The organism is Streptomyces sp. NPDC058697 (genome assembly GCF_042715345.1).
In the GTDB taxonomy this organism is placed as follows: domain Bacteria; phylum Actinomycetota; class Actinomycetes; order Streptomycetales; family Streptomycetaceae; genus Streptomyces; species Streptomyces liliifuscus.
Genome location: NZ_JBHXSU010000003.1, coordinates 177,290 through 191,100, shown reverse-complemented (window position 1 = coordinate 191,100; position 13,811 = coordinate 177,290). Strand labels below are relative to the sequence as shown.

At 71.0% G+C, this 13,811-nt stretch carries 14 protein-coding genes; all 14 read left to right on the top strand.

Going from position 1 to position 13,811, the window contains the following annotated elements:
• The first annotated feature begins 86 nt into the window (after positions 1-86).
• The 14 genes from ACFWXQ_RS08785 to ACFWXQ_RS08720 all read left to right on the top strand — a co-directional run bounded on the left by ACFWXQ_RS08785 (position 87) and on the right by ACFWXQ_RS08720 (position 13,804).
• Positions 87-716, top strand: coding sequence for a hypothetical protein (locus tag ACFWXQ_RS08785; protein WP_383936961.1), 630 nt, complete (start codon positions 87-89; stop codon positions 714-716).
• Complete coding sequence (locus tag ACFWXQ_RS08780) at positions 713-2,413, top strand: GH3 auxin-responsive promoter family protein (RefSeq protein ID WP_383936960.1); 1,701 nt, start codon at positions 713-715, stop codon at positions 2,411-2,413. The genes ACFWXQ_RS08785 and ACFWXQ_RS08780 overlap by 4 nt, the downstream gene beginning before the upstream one ends.
• The gene (locus ACFWXQ_RS08775) at positions 2,410-3,276 is read left to right on the top strand and encodes a class I SAM-dependent methyltransferase (RefSeq protein ID WP_383936958.1); all 867 of its coding nucleotides are present in this window, start codon (positions 2,410-2,412) and stop codon (positions 3,274-3,276) included. The genes ACFWXQ_RS08780 and ACFWXQ_RS08775 overlap by 4 nt, the downstream gene beginning before the upstream one ends.
• Complete coding sequence (locus ACFWXQ_RS08770; RefSeq protein ID WP_383936956.1) at positions 3,273-4,706, top strand: NAD(P)/FAD-dependent oxidoreductase; 1,434 nt, start codon at positions 3,273-3,275, stop codon at positions 4,704-4,706. Before ACFWXQ_RS08775 ends, ACFWXQ_RS08770 begins: the two co-directional genes overlap by 4 nt.
• Positions 4,703-5,842, top strand: coding sequence for a hypothetical protein (locus ACFWXQ_RS08765; RefSeq protein ID WP_383936954.1), 1,140 nt, complete (start codon positions 4,703-4,705; stop codon positions 5,840-5,842). The genes ACFWXQ_RS08770 and ACFWXQ_RS08765 overlap by 4 nt, the downstream gene beginning before the upstream one ends.
• The gene (locus ACFWXQ_RS08760; RefSeq protein ID WP_383936953.1) at positions 5,839-6,579 is read left to right on the top strand and encodes a DUF6182 family protein; all 741 of its coding nucleotides are present in this window, start codon (positions 5,839-5,841) and stop codon (positions 6,577-6,579) included. The genes ACFWXQ_RS08765 and ACFWXQ_RS08760 overlap by 4 nt, the downstream gene beginning before the upstream one ends.
• A gap of 1 nt (position 6,580) precedes the next feature.
• Positions 6,581-7,216, top strand: coding sequence for a LysR substrate-binding domain-containing protein (locus ACFWXQ_RS08755; RefSeq protein WP_386267855.1), 636 nt, complete (start codon positions 6,581-6,583; stop codon positions 7,214-7,216).
• Positions 7,213-8,004 carry an alpha/beta fold hydrolase gene (locus tag ACFWXQ_RS08750; RefSeq protein ID WP_383936949.1) on the top strand — a complete coding sequence of 264 codons (792 nt, stop codon included), beginning with the start codon at positions 7,213-7,215 and terminating at the stop codon, positions 8,002-8,004. Before ACFWXQ_RS08755 ends, ACFWXQ_RS08750 begins: the two co-directional genes overlap by 4 nt.
• Before the next feature lie 2 nt (positions 8,005-8,006).
• On the top strand, positions 8,007-8,861 hold the full coding sequence (locus ACFWXQ_RS08745) for a class I SAM-dependent methyltransferase (RefSeq protein ID WP_383936948.1): 855 nt from the start codon (positions 8,007-8,009) through the stop codon (positions 8,859-8,861).
• 1,101 nt (positions 8,862-9,962) lie between these two features.
• Positions 9,963-10,832 (top strand): hypothetical protein, encoded by an 870-nt coding sequence (locus tag ACFWXQ_RS08740; protein WP_386267853.1) that lies wholly within the window; start codon positions 9,963-9,965, stop codon positions 10,830-10,832.
• A 41-nt stretch (positions 10,833-10,873) separates the two neighbouring features.
• Entirely contained in the window at positions 10,874-11,752 is an 879-nt protein-coding gene (locus ACFWXQ_RS08735; protein WP_383936944.1) for a diiron oxygenase, read from the top strand.
• Entirely contained in the window at positions 11,749-11,997 is a 249-nt protein-coding gene (locus tag ACFWXQ_RS08730; protein ID WP_383936943.1) for an acyl carrier protein, read from the top strand. The genes ACFWXQ_RS08735 and ACFWXQ_RS08730 overlap by 4 nt, the downstream gene beginning before the upstream one ends.
• Entirely contained in the window at positions 11,994-12,821 is an 828-nt protein-coding gene (locus tag ACFWXQ_RS08725; protein ID WP_383936941.1) for a hypothetical protein, read from the top strand. Before ACFWXQ_RS08730 ends, ACFWXQ_RS08725 begins: the two co-directional genes overlap by 4 nt.
• Positions 12,821-13,804, top strand: coding sequence for an NAD(P)H-dependent flavin oxidoreductase (locus tag ACFWXQ_RS08720; protein WP_383936939.1), 984 nt, complete (start codon positions 12,821-12,823; stop codon positions 13,802-13,804). Before ACFWXQ_RS08725 ends, ACFWXQ_RS08720 begins: the two co-directional genes overlap by 1 nt.
• Positions 13,805-13,811 lie beyond the last annotated feature (7 nt).

Genomic DNA, 13,811 nt, shown 5'->3' with positions numbered 1-13,811 from the left:
TGCCGCCCGGGACCCGGCGCAGCGTCCAGTCGTACCTCGGCCATGTGCCCCGGGTACGCAATCGATTCCGAAAGCAAGGGGAGCAAGTGACAGACCGTCCGTTCTACGTGCTGCTGGGGCCGGACTGCGCCGGGAAGTCCTCGGTGATGGCGGAGCTCTCGGCGGCGCTGCCCGGCTGGCAGACCCTGTCGACCGACGACGACCTCGTGGCCGGGGAGCACCGTCTGATCTCGCAGCTGCGCCGGAACGTCGTCCGGGACGTACTGCCGGGCCTGGGGCCCACCTACTCCGCCGACTTCCTCGCGAGTCTGCTGGGCACCGCCGTCGTGCACCTGAGGGATCAGCTCGAACGGCTGGAGCCGGACGTGCCGGTCCTGATGGACTCGTACTACTACAAGATCCTCGCGAAGTGCCGACTCTCCGGGCTTGAAGGGCACCCCCTGTACACCTGGTGGCGTTCCTTTCCCCAGCCGCGCGGAGTGATCTATCTGGACGTCTCGCCCGAGACCGCCTGGCGTCGCTCGGGACGCGGAGCACGGCTCAACCCCCTCGAGCACTTCGGCGACCGGCCCGAGTGGTTCGGCTTCGAGAGCTATCAGAAGAACCTCGGGAAGCTGTTGCTGGAGGAAACGGGACGGCTGCCCGTCACGGTGGTCGAGGAGCGTTCCGGGAAGGCTGCGACCGCCGCGGCCGTGCGGGAGGTCCTCGCGGCATGAGCGAGACCCAGGGCTGGGGCACACCCGGCCACGCCGACCGCTACCGGCAGCGGGTGTTCGCCGAGCGGGCGCGGCTGAGCGCGGGCCTCGACGACCTGACGCAACAGCAACAACGCGTGCTGGACGATCTGTTGGAGTTCAACGGCGGTACCGAGTTCGGACGCCGCCACGGCTTCGCCGCGATCCGTACCCTGAAGGACTACCGGGCGGCCGTGCCCGTCCAGGACTACGCGGCGCACGCCCCGCTGATCGAACGCATGGCGGCGGGCGAGCCGAACCTGCTGACCGCGGACGCGCCGGTGGTGTACTTCACCAGCAGCGGAAGCACCGGGGACCACAAGAAGATCCCGGTCACCCGCCGCTTCATGAAAACCGTCTTCTTCCCCTTCTACTACGCGGCCTGGGCGCCGTTGATCGAAAGTCTCCCGGAGCTCATGGAGCGCCCGGACGCGGTGCTGAACCTCAAGCACGATCCGCTCGCCGTTCCTCCCGTCACGGCCGGCGGGCGTCCCCATGTGGGGGCCAGCCAGATCGACTTCGGCGCGGCGTTCGGCGAACCGCTCTCGGCCGAACTGGGCACCGCCGCCCCCTGGGCCACCCTTCCCGTGGACGTCGCGCCCGACGACCACCTGGAGAAGATGTACCTGCGGTTGCGACTGGCGGTGCAGAGCGACGTGCGGGGCCTCATCGGGATCAACCCGGCGATGATCGCGGCCGTGCCCTATCAGCTCGAACTGTGGTGGCAGCGCATCGTCAAGGAGGTCCGCGACGGGACCCTGGGCGGTGTGCCGTACGGGGACCCCGATCCGGAGCGCGCCGCCCGGCTGGAGTTCCTCGCCGGCCACTTCGGACGGCCGAGCCCGGCTCACGTCTGGCCGCGGGTTCGAGCGTTGTTTGGCTGGTCGACCGGCGTGGCCTCCCTGTACATGCCGGGCCTGCGTGACCGGTTCGGGGCTGGAGTCAGGGTCCTGCCCGCGCCGGTGGCCGCGTCGGAGGGGCCGGTGGCGGTGCCGCTCGACCGGCACCCCGCCGCGGGCAGCCTCGTCCCCTCCGCCGCCGTGTACGAGTTCGTGGACGCCGACGAGGACCTCGGCCCCGGCGCCGAGACGCTCGTGGCGGAGGAGCTCGAACCGCACCGGGACTACCACGTTCTCTTCAGCCACGTCGGAGGCCTCTACCGGTACGCCGTCGGTGACGTGGTCCGCGTGGTGGACCGTGTCCGGGGGGTGCCGCGGGTCCTGTACGCGGGCCGTGCCACCCGGTCGGACGCGGCCGGGGAACGGCTGCGCGAGGCCCAGGTGGTGCGGGCGTTGGGAGCAGCACTGGCGAGCACCGGCCTCGCGCTGCGCAACGTGGCGTGCCGGGTGGAGGACGCGGCGGGCGAGGCGCCCCGGTATGTGTTCGCGGTGGCCCCGGAGGCTCCGTGGCTGGAGTCCGAGACCGTGCGGTTCGCCGGACTGCTCGATGCGGCGCTCGCCGCCGAGTCCCCGGGATACGCCAGGGCTCTGCGGGAGCGGCGGCTCGGTGCCGCGAGGCTGCGGCTGCTGCACGTCGACGCCTTCCAGCGCGAGTGGCACGCCCGCGTGGCGGACGGCGTCCGGCCCACCCAGGTCAAGGACCGGCTGTTCCGGCAGGACGAGAGCCAGTGGCGGCGACTGATCGCCGCGTCCGACGCACTACGAGGAGTACGCACATGATGCATGTCCAGGATCCCGTCGACCCCGTGGAGAAGACTGCCCTGCTGACCGCCGCCCTGCGCGCCGCCGAGAGCCGGCGCGAGGACCGGCTCTACAGGGATCCGTACGCGGCCGCGCTGGTGGGGGACGCAGGCCCCCGGCTCCTGGCGGAGATCCGTGCCGCGACCTTCCCGCCGGACGGGCCGCGAAGCGTGCCCAGCACCCCCGACTACAACGCGATCCGCACCAGGTTCTTCGACGACCTCCTCCAAGAGGCCGTACAGGACCGGGAGATGACCCAGCTCGTCGTGGCCCCGGCCGGCATGGACTCCCGTGCCTACCGGCTTCCCTGGCCGCGACACCTGCGGTACTTCGAGGTCGACCGGCAGTCGGTGCTCGCGTTCAAGGAGGAGCGCCTGCGCGGGGTCGACCCGCGCGTCGACCACGTCACCGTCGCCGTCGACCTGACCGCGGACGACTGGGAGGACCGGCTCCGCGCCTCCGGATACGACCCGGGCACGCCGTCCACCTGGCTGCTCGAAGGGCTGCTGTACTACATCCCTGAGAAGGACACCGAGCGCATGCTGGAGCGGGTCTCCGCATTCTGTGCTCCGGGCAGCCGCATCGCCGCCGACCTCGTCAACTCCGCGGCCCTCACCCTCCCGCAGATGCGTCCCCTCCTGGACGTCTTCAGTGGCTGGGGCTGCCCCTGGCTCTTCGGCAGCGACGAGCCCGAGGCGCTCTTCGATCGGTACGGCTTCGACGTGGCCGCGGTCCAGCCCGGTGAGCCCGGAGGCCACTTCGGACGCTGGCCGGACCCGGTCCCCGACCGCTCCGTCAAGGACGTGCGGCGGGTGTTCTTCGTGCACGGCCGACGCCGGTGACCGGGCCCGTCGTGGTGGGCGGCAGCGTGGCGGGGCTCGCTGCCGGCCTCGCCCTGGCGTTACGGGGCCTGCCCGTCCGGGTGCTGGAGCAGGCGCCCGTACCGCCGGAAGGGCCGCCGGAGAAGGCGGCCGAGCTGTGGAAGAGGCCCACTGTCGCGCAGAGCGGCCACTCCCACATCCTGACCTCGCTCGGCGTACGGGTGCTGCGGGCCCACGTTCCTCAGGTGCTCGACGCCGCTTTGGAGGCCGGCGCACGCATGCTCGACCTGATGCGGGCGCTGCCGGTACGGGCCGACGATGGGATCCGCCGCCAGGGCGACGAGGAACTCGTGGCCCTCGCCGTGCGCCGCCCGGTCTTCGAACTCGTCCTGCGCCAGGCGCTGCGGTCGCTGCCGAACGTCACGATCAGCCATGGCGTCAAGGTCATAGGCCTGCGCACGACGCCCTCGGGGGACCGGGTGACGGGCCTGGTGACCGGCGACGGCGAGGACATCCCCACGCATGCCGTCGTGGACGCCACCGGACGCCGGTCGGCGTCGCGGTCCTGGCTCACCGCCGCCGGACTGCCCCCGGCAGCCACGAGGACCGCCCCCGTCCGGGTGCGCGCCTTCACCCGCTTCTACCGGCTCAGGTCCCCCGGCACGCTGCCCGGACCGCTCAACCGCGGCAACGCGGCGGGCGGCATCTGGGACCACTACGCGGCGGTCGCACACCTCGCCGACAACGACACGTACGCCCTGACCGTCGGCGTGCCCACCGCGGATCCGGCGACGACAGGCCTGCGGCATCCGGCCGCCTTCACCGCGGTCGCCCGTCTTTCGCCGCACCTCGCCGCCTGGGCCGATCCCGCGGTCGGGGAGCCGATCAGCGCGGTGCGGCCCATCACCCTGCCGCCCAACACGCTGCACTGCGCACCCGACGCCGGCGCCGGACCGATAGCGGGCCTGTACCCGGTCGGGGACGCCGCGTGTGTCACCGACCCGCTCTTCGGGCGGGGCATGTCGCTGGCCCTGCGGCACGCGTTCCTGCTCGCGGAGTTCCTGGCGGACGAGCCGGCGGCCGAGGAGCAGGGTGAACGTGCCGCACGCATCGCCGACGGCGTCTACCGGCCGTGGTACGAGCAGGCCGTCCGCGAGGACACGGCACGCACGGCCCTGTGGCGGGCGAGGGTCACGGGATGCCCGCCGCCGGCGGCATCGGAGCCCGGCCGCGCAGCACTGTCCGAAGTCGCCCGGGCGGCCGCCGCCGACGGGACCGTGTGGCGCGGCCTCACCCGCGTGCTGATGGGCCTGGAGACCGTCGAGGACGTCTTCGACGACGAGGCGTTCCGCCGACGGGTACGGACAGCCCCCGAACCGGCCGCGGCCGCGCCGCGCCCACCGACGCGGGAGGAACTGGTCGCCGCCGTCAGAAACGAGGTGCGCGGATGACCGCATCGGACCGTCCCCGGACGCGCCGTCGAAAGGTGCTGCTCGCACCCGTCACGGTCACCCCGGCCAAACCGCTGACACCCAGTCACCTCAAAGGTCTGCTGTGGACCGACGTCATGTTCCGGGCCACCGCGCCGCTCGCGGACGTGACCTACCGCTACAGCCCCACGACCTACCACCTCACCGAACAGACCCTGGGATTCTGGGAGTTCCTCGACCGCACACAGCAGGGCCTGCCGTACGCCTCGCTGTCCGAGGAGGAGATCGGCGAGCTGTACGTCCGGTTCCGGGCCTGCGCACCCCCACCGGCCGACGCCCTGCGCCCCTACGCGCACCAGGTCGAGAGCAACGGATGGGTGCACCCGGCCAGTGAACGCGTCCTGCGCCTGTGGCGCGAGCACTACGCCCAACTCGGCCTCCACGACCCCGGCCTGACGGTCCATCAACCGCCCGGGCTCGGCACGGAGGAGATGATCGAACGGCTCGTCGCCCTCGGCCTGGGACTCGACCAGCGCTCCAGCGGCGGTCCCGTGTACCTCGACGCCACTCGGCACGGTCTGCCCCTGCGCCAGATCGTGACGGCGGACGGCCGCCCGAACTACCTTGCCTGCGCCCTGCGGGAACTGCTTCCGCTGGCACCCGCGTACGACGAGGTCGTGCTCCTGTACGACACCGAGCTCGACGCGGACTACCAGCTGCTGCAGCGCGCGCTGACCCAGCTGGGGCCGCTGGTGCACCGCGTCCCGATCGGTCGCGTGCCCATCGACGGCACGATCAGTTCGGCGCGGCACGGCGGCTGGCACGCCCACACGGCGGGCGCCCTGCTCCGGGCCGTCGGCACGGAGGCCGACGCGGACGTACGCCGGCTCGGCGTACGGCTGTACTTCGTCGCCGTCCTCGGTCCCGGACAGGCGCAGTCCTTCCGCACCGACCTGCTTCACAGGAGCCTGGACCGGGCGCGGCAGCTGCTGCGCCGGACGACCGAGCGCGGGCCCGGCACTTCGCCGCTCGTGGACGACCTGCGCCGGCACCGGCGCGACCACACCCATGTCGATCCCTATCGGCTCACCTCGTCCCTGCTGGCCCGGGCCCGCCACACCATCGACCGCGACCTGCTCTCCACGGTGTACCTATGACCCTCTCCCCCGAGCTGCTGCTCACCGTCGCCGCCGAGCGCCTGCGGGCCGCCCGCCCCGACCTCTCGGCCCGCGCGACCCCGGTCACCCCGCGCTCCCTGCTCGCGGCGAAGGAGCAGATCGCGGACGACGCCGTCGGCCTGACCGACGGGGTGTCGGCGGTCGCCGTCGTCCGCGACGTCCGACTCGCCTCCTGGGTACGGGAGACCTGCGCGTTCGTGCTGTCCCTGCCGCCGGAGCAGGCCGACGCCTGGCGCCGCTCCTTCACCCGGACCCTCTACCTGGCCGGCCGCCCCGACAACCTGAGCGAGCGGTTCACTTTCGCGCACATCGCCGCCGACGGCTCGGCCGCCTGGACCGGCCCGCTGCCGGACGACGCCACGACCGGCCTGCGCAGACTGCTCAAGACGTTCAGCGGACGAGGTCCACTGACGGACTGGCGACCCGTCACCGTCGACCTGCAGCGCACGGCCCGTCACCGGGACCGCAGACCCGTCCACCGCGACCTGTACCTCGCCACGGCGCACCTCACCGTCTCCGACGCACTGGTCCACCTCGGACACCTGCTGTCCGAGGCGGTCATCGACGGAACGGTCGGACCCGGCGACCGGCTGACCCTGCGTGCGGTACCACGCCTGACGGAACTGCCCAAGCCCTACGCGGCCCTGCGCGTCGACACCGACCGCCGCCACCCGTACGAACTCCAGGCATACGCCGGACTGACGCAGGAGAACTGACGTGCCGAAAGCCCCACCCCCCACCGCCGTCCGCCCGTTCCGCATCGGAGTCCACGGCTCGCCCCACCAGGCCCGGCAGATCGTCGCCGCGGCCGGGTACGAGGACGAGCGGGTGAGCTACGTGCCCTACGACGTCCGGGAGCCGTTCCGGCTGCTGCGCGCCGGGGAACTGGACGTCATGCTCGTGAAGTTCGGGCTGCGCGAACCGGACATCGCCACCGGCAGGACCGTCGTCCTCGACGGCAGAGCCGTCCTGGTCCGGACGGGCCATCCCCTGGCCGGCCACGAGTCCATCTCCGTCGAGGACCTCACCGCCTACGACGCCTTCCGCTGCCCGGGGGACTTCCCCGCCTACGTCTGGGACCAGGTCGTGCCGCCCCGCACTCCGCGGGGAGTGCCGATCCGCCGCATCCACCCCATGGGCAGCGTCGCCGGCATGGTTGCGATCCTCGGCGGATCGGACGCCGTCCACCTGTCGTTCCGGTCGCTGGAGGCGGTCGTGCCGCCCGGGATCAGGGTCGTCCCCGTGCGGGACCTCCCGCCGGCCCCGGTCTCCCTCGCCAGGCTGCGGAACACGCCGCCGCCGCCGGAACTCGCCGCGTTCCTCGCCGCCGCCGAACGGAGCGCGGCCCGGTGAGCGCCGCAGACGGGACGCCGATCGTCCTCCTGCACGCGCTGCCCCTGGACTCCTCGATGTGGCGGGCGCAGACCCGGGCCCTGGCCGCCCGCGGGCACACCGTCCTGGCACTCGACCAACGCGGCTTCGGTCAGGAGCCGTTGGGCTCCGCATCGCCCTCCCTCGATGTCGTCGCCGACGACCTCGCGGCCGCGCTGGACCGGCGGGGCATCGAGCACGTGGTTCTCGTCGGCTGTTCGATGGGCGGTTACACGACGATGGCGTTCCTGCGCCGCCACCCCGGACGGGTCCGCGCCCTGGCCCTGCTGTCCACCCGCGCCACGGCCGACAGCCCCGAGGCCTCCGCCCGGCGCAGGTCCTTCGCCGACGGGATACGGGACAGTGCCACGCGTGACCGGCTCGTCGAGGCCACCACGCCCGCCCTCCTCGGCGCCACCAGCCGGCACCGGCGCCCCGCGACGCTCGCCGAGGTCCTCGCGACCGCGGGGGCCGCCGACCCCGAGGCGGTCGCCTGGGCGCAGCAGGCCATCGCCGCGCGGCCCGACTCGCTCGACGTCCTGCGGGCGACCGACGTGCCGGCGCTGGTCGTCGTGGGCGACGAGGACGAACTCGTCTCCGTCGCCGAGGGCCGGGCGGCGGCGGACGCGCTGCCGCGCGGGAAGCTCGTCGTCCTGCCCGGCGTCGGCCACCTCCCGCCGCTCGAAGCCCCCGACCCGACCACGGACCTGCTCACCGCGCTGCACGACGCCGCCGCAGCCATGCTGCGCACTGCAAGAGAAGGACGGTAGGGATGCTCACGACGGACCACAGCTCCTGGGGCTACACGGCCTCCACCGGACTCGGGTTCACCCACGAGGACATCGTCGACGCCCATTTCGAGGCCTGTGCCGGCCCGTACCGTGCGACGTTGGACGCGGCCGGTATCCGGGCCGGGTGGCGTGTGCTCGACGCCGGATGCGGCACAGGCGCCTTCCTGCCCTGGCTGGCGGACGCGGTCGGCCCCGAGGGACGGGTCTTCGCCCTGGACCTCGCCGAGGAGAACGCCGAACGCGCCGCCGCTCGCATGCGGACCCACGACACACCGTGGAAGCCGGATGTCCGACAGGGCGACATCCTCCGACTGCCCTATCCCGACGACTCGTTCGACGCCGTCTGGTGCGCCAACACCACGCAGTACCTGAGCGACGAGGAACTCTCCCGCGCCCTGGCCGAGTTCCGCCGTGTGGTGCGCCCTGGCGGGACCGTGGCGGTCAAGGACCTCGACGCCGCGCTGATCACCGTTCGCCCCGGAGACCCCTTCCAATTCACGGACTTCTTCCGCGAGGCCGCCGGAACGCCCGGGTACGCAAGGCAGTTGCTCCGCACCGGGGAGTTGTACCGGTGGCTGGGTGAGGCCGGGCTGACCGGGGTGCGCCAGCACACCGTGCTGATCGAGCACTTCGCGCCGATGTCCGAGGTGGTGCTGCGCTTCTACACGCGGGCGTGCGCCCGGGTGGCCGGCATGGCGGCGGCCGCGGGATCCGACGGAGCGTGGCGGGCATTCCTCGACCCGGACGATCCGGCCCACCGCCTGCGCGACCCGCGGGGATACATCAGAGAGGGCAACACCGTGACGGTGGGAAGCGTACCGATGTCGCCCTCGTGAGGGGGCCGCGGAGCCGGCCGGGGCCGTGCATTTCGAGGTGCAAGCGCTTCTCCCGCTGGAGGGGCGGCGAAGGCTCATCCGCGTCGGCAGGGAAGACCGGGTGCGCGGCAAGCTGATCCGCAGCCTCTGAGACGGCTTTCGGAGCGCAGAGCGGGGTCGAGAAGGGCCGGAGGGGTGGGCAACCACGCTGCTCCGTAGCCGGCGTACTCCGGCCGCCGGTCGCGAGCGGCGTGAGCAGGGCGCCGGAGATCCGGCGACCTCCTCGGCCCGGGTCCTGTCCGGCCGGTGTGGATGGGCGCGAGTCCGCCGTGCGCTCGGCGGCGCCGCGGACTACCTCCGGCGGTTGGCCCGGCGCCGGCGAGGCAGGCGCCGAGCGGGGACGGCACCACCCCTCGCTGACCCCCTTCCCGTCGCAGAGCCACCGCGCCGGGGGCCGGCGGCACGACGACCGGTCTGGACTTCTCCGGGGCTGCCCCCGATTTCCTCGTAAAGGTCGGCCCGGAGGACGACTGCAGATGCGTTACGCAGCATGACGGCTCGCGCCGAGTGCACCTGGCTGGTGAGCGAACGGTCCCATGCGGCCCACCGAGCGTCCCCAGGCAGGATCGTTCTGGCCTGGGGATACGCGTTTCGTGGCAGCGGCTCCCGCGTCCGGCGGGGAGCCTTCGGGTGATCCCGTACCCCCGCGGCACGTCCGCCCGGTGGCGGCTCCTCCGTATGCCGGGGGCCCGGCGGCCCGGAAAGTCCTGCGGCCCATTGCCTTTTCTTGCATATTCCTTTGCGATCCTCGAAACGTCGGCAAGGTGTGGCCCCCGGCGGCCGGGCCCGCACGATCCATGATCGCCCATGTGAAATCCATAGGGGTCAGTGGAGAACCGATCTGTCGTGCGGGATCGCCCGGCCGTTACTGTCAGGCTGTCCGCAGATTCACCGTGACCTCGCGTCTTTGATGACGGGCGCCGAGCCGTCGGCGCGGTCGTTCTGTTCGGGAGATTGACTGTGTCGCGTAAAGCTGCAACCGAAAATATCGCCTGGGAGAAGGTGGCGAACTCCATCGAGTTCGTGCCCGCCGAGTATTCCAGCAGGAACCAACCGGAATCCGTGGCTCAGGAAATGCTGCGCTGTGAGCCGGAAGAGATCGACAGGCTCGTCGACGCGGGGCTTCCGTTCGAGCGGCGATCCGGGGTGCGCTGTTTCGACGCCAACGATCTGTACAACCTCGGCATGTACTCGAACAGTGCGAGGACACAGCCGGAGCTGACTTTCCGTCTGCTCTTCCGGTTCGCCCGGCGGCCGGTGGACGAACTCCTGCGTGCCAAGGAATGGGACTTCCGGGTCGCGCTGGAATGCGTCGACTGCCCGGAAGAGGCTCCCTGGCGTCTGGAGGAGCCGGACGTCCTCCGGTTCGGTGGGAGCGTCGCCGGTGCCACGGGGCCGTCGGCGAGCCGGGGGTCGGCGCAGTACGCGGCGACGGTGACGACGACCGGCGCCCGGACCCCGGTGGTCTCGCCCGTGCTGCGGCGGCTGACCGGCGAGTACCTGGACGCCGGCTACCGCTGGCAGATGATCCCCGTACCCATGCAGGCGCACCCGGATCAGGTGCACGCCATGGGCGCCACGAGCTGCATCGCGGCGAGTCTGCACCTGGCCGAGAGCTTTCGCGCGGCCGGGTACCGGGCCGAGGCGAAGCGGGGCTGGTTCTGCGGTGTGCTCGGCGGAGCCCTCGACCTGCCGCACGCGTGCGTCGAGGTCGAGGACGACGACGGTGCGGTCAAGACCGTCGACATCGCCAAGGCCCAACTGGCCGCCCGGCTCTCGCCGGACACCGAGCAGTTCCAGGAACTGTGCCTCGGGTCGATCTACAACAAGGTGATTCCGTCCACGGCATCCGGGAATGCGCCCTTCGGCCATCACGACTGTGGTTCGCAGCTGCCGATCCAGGTTCATACGGATATCCAGGCAGTGCGTTGAATACGGAAGCCCGCGTCACTCTACGGGGAAGATGAGAACATATGGCCGTACGAGACATTGAGCCGATCTCACTCGACCTGGATCGGCTCGAGCAAATGGCCGAATCCAGCTACTACAATCCGTACACGATTTTCGACTGGCCCGAGAAGATCGAGCCCGAAAAGCCGTGGATGAGTGAGAATCTGACCACGCTGGCGGGCACGCCGATGTGGGACGAGCTCACCCGTGATCAGCAATTGGATTTGACCAAGTACGAAGCGATCAACTTCTTCAGCCTCAACATTCACGGCATCCGTGAATTGATGAGCGAAGTGGTGATGCGCATCCACGAGCGGGCCTATGCGGACGTCTCGGAGTTTCTGCACCACTTCATCGGCGAAGAGAACGAGCACATGTGGTTCTTCGCCCGGTTCTGCCTGCGGTACGGCGGCAAGCTGTACCCGGCGCAGCCGACGTTGCGGGCCGATTCCGTGTCCCACCTCTCGCCGGTGGCCCGTGAGGCGATCATCTTCGCGCGCATCCTGATCTTCGAGGAGATCGTCGACCACTTCAACGCGCACATGGCGACCGACGAGGCCCTGCCGCACATCGCCCGCGAGATCAACCGCGTGCACCACCAGGACGAGAGCAGGCACGTCGCGTTCGGCCGGATGATCTTCACCGATCTGCTGGGCCAGGTGGCCAAGCGCGACCCGGCGGAGGTGCCGGCGGTCGCCGCGTACCTGGAGAGCTATCTCCAGTACAGCATCGGCACCCTCTACAACCCCGCCGCCTACCGCGACGCGGGCATCCCGGACGGGCTGGCGCTGCGGCGCCGCGCGCTGGAGCACCCCGCCCGGCTGCTGGCGCACGATCAGATCCTGAAGCGGACCAGGAAGTTCCTGACCAGGGCGGGCGCCGGAAAGGAACTGATCGCATGACGGCCGATCCGATGCAGGACGTCCGGGCCTTCATCCTGGAGCGCAACCCGACGATCGGCCTGCTGGCCCCCCAGATGGATCTGATCGACAGCCGGGCCATCAACTCCCTGGCCTTCGTCGACTTCATCTTCCTGCTGGAGGAGCTGACCGGCGAGTTGATCGATCCGGAAGATCTGGACCTGGACGACTTCCGCAGCCTCGATGCGATCGAAGCCCGATTCTTCAAGCAGAAGGCAGCGCAATGACCACGACGACCGACAACGGCCTGAAGGTACTCGACGGCAGCCAGCTGCGGTTGTTGCGGGCGATCGACACGGCGTTCCTGCGCCTGGCCCGCACCTGGGAGGCCCCGGAGTACCGGTTCCCGTTCCTGATCGGGAGCAAGGACCTCGACACCTTCGACTATTTCGACAACTTCCCCCATCTGGGACTGGCGGCCACCCGGCTGGATCCGAAGCGCCTCGGGGCCCTGCTGGCCGAAGCGCCCCGGCCGTTGGACCGGATTCCGGCCGAGGTGATGGAGCCGACCGGCTTCGCGCTGCCGTCAGCCGCCTGCTACGCGGTCTACCTCGATCTGGCCGGCTCCGAGCTGCCCCCGGACGGGACGCTGCGGACCACACTCGGAACCTGCTTCCGCAACGAGGACCACTACGACGGTCTGCAGCGGCTCCTCGGCTTCTCCATGCGGGAGATCGTCTTCATCGGACCCGAGGACGGGGCCAAGCAGCATCTGCTCCGTGCCAAGGACGCCGTGACGACCCTGTGCGCCGAGCTCGGGCTGGACGTCCATCTGGAGGTCGCCACCGATCCGTTCTTCGACAAGAACGGCGGCAAGGCCAAGATGCAGCGTCTGTTCCCGGTGAAGGAGGAGTTCGTCGTCGACGGGCTGGCGATCGGCTCGGTGAACTACCACCGGAACTTCTTCGGCGAACGGTGCTCGATCCGGGCCGGCGACGACCTGGCGCACACCAGCTGTCTCGCCTTCGGCCTGGAGCGCTGGGTGCACGCCCTGACGGAGCGGTTCGGCAGCGCCGAGGCCGCCGCGTCCGCGGTGGAGCGTCTGGGCTGATGCGGAACACGCTGGCCGAGGTGCTCGGCGTCGAAGTGAGCCTGCTCCAGTCGGGCATGGGAGGTGTCGCGGGGCCGGAACTGGCGTGCGCGGTGTCCAACGCCGGGGCGGCGGGTTGCGTGGGCGGCTACAAACTGGCCGGCGACGGGCTGTCGGCCGTGCTCGCCCGGCTGACCGCGGGGACCGACCGGCCCGTCGGCGTGAACCTCATTCCGGAGGTGGTCGGGCCACAAGAGCTCGACCGGCAGGTCACGCAGGTGCTCGACGAGACGCCCCGGCAGGTGTACCTGTCCCTCTTCGGCATGCCGGACGACGCCGTGTTCGATCGGATCAACGCGGCGGGACGGCACCTCGTCGTCCAGGTCGGGACCGTGCAGGACGGTGTGCGGGCCGCCGGACACGGCTCCGTGGTGGTGGCGCAGGGTATCGAGGCGGGCGGCCATCTCCTGGGCGAGACCCGCCGGGACGCCATGGTCACCGCGTTGCGCGAGGAGCTGCCGGAGGCCTGCATCGTCGCCGCCGGCGGCATCGGATCACCGGCCAAGGCCGCCAGGGTCCTGTCCGCGGGCGCCGACGGTGTACTGCTCGGCACCGCCTTCGTCGTCGCGCACGAGTCGCGGGCCCACCCCTACTTCAAGAAAGCGGTGAGCACCGCCAACGAGACCGACACGGTGATCTCCGACGTCTACGAGATCGGGTGGCCGGGCAGGCGTCACCGTGTGCTGGAGACGTCCGCCACCCGCGACGCGAAACAGGCCAGGAAATTCATCGGCCGGACGGTGGTCGAGGGAAAGCCGTATCTGATACCGCGGTTCAGCGCCGCGGCGCCGACGGAGGCGACCAGCGGCCGGATCGAGGAAATGGCGATGTACTGCGGGCTGTCCTGCGGCGCCATTTCCGGTGGACAGCCGGCGGCCGAGATCGTCGCCGACTTCGCTCGCATCCTTCGAGGTGTCGAGATCTTCGAAACAGGAACAGGATAGAGATTCC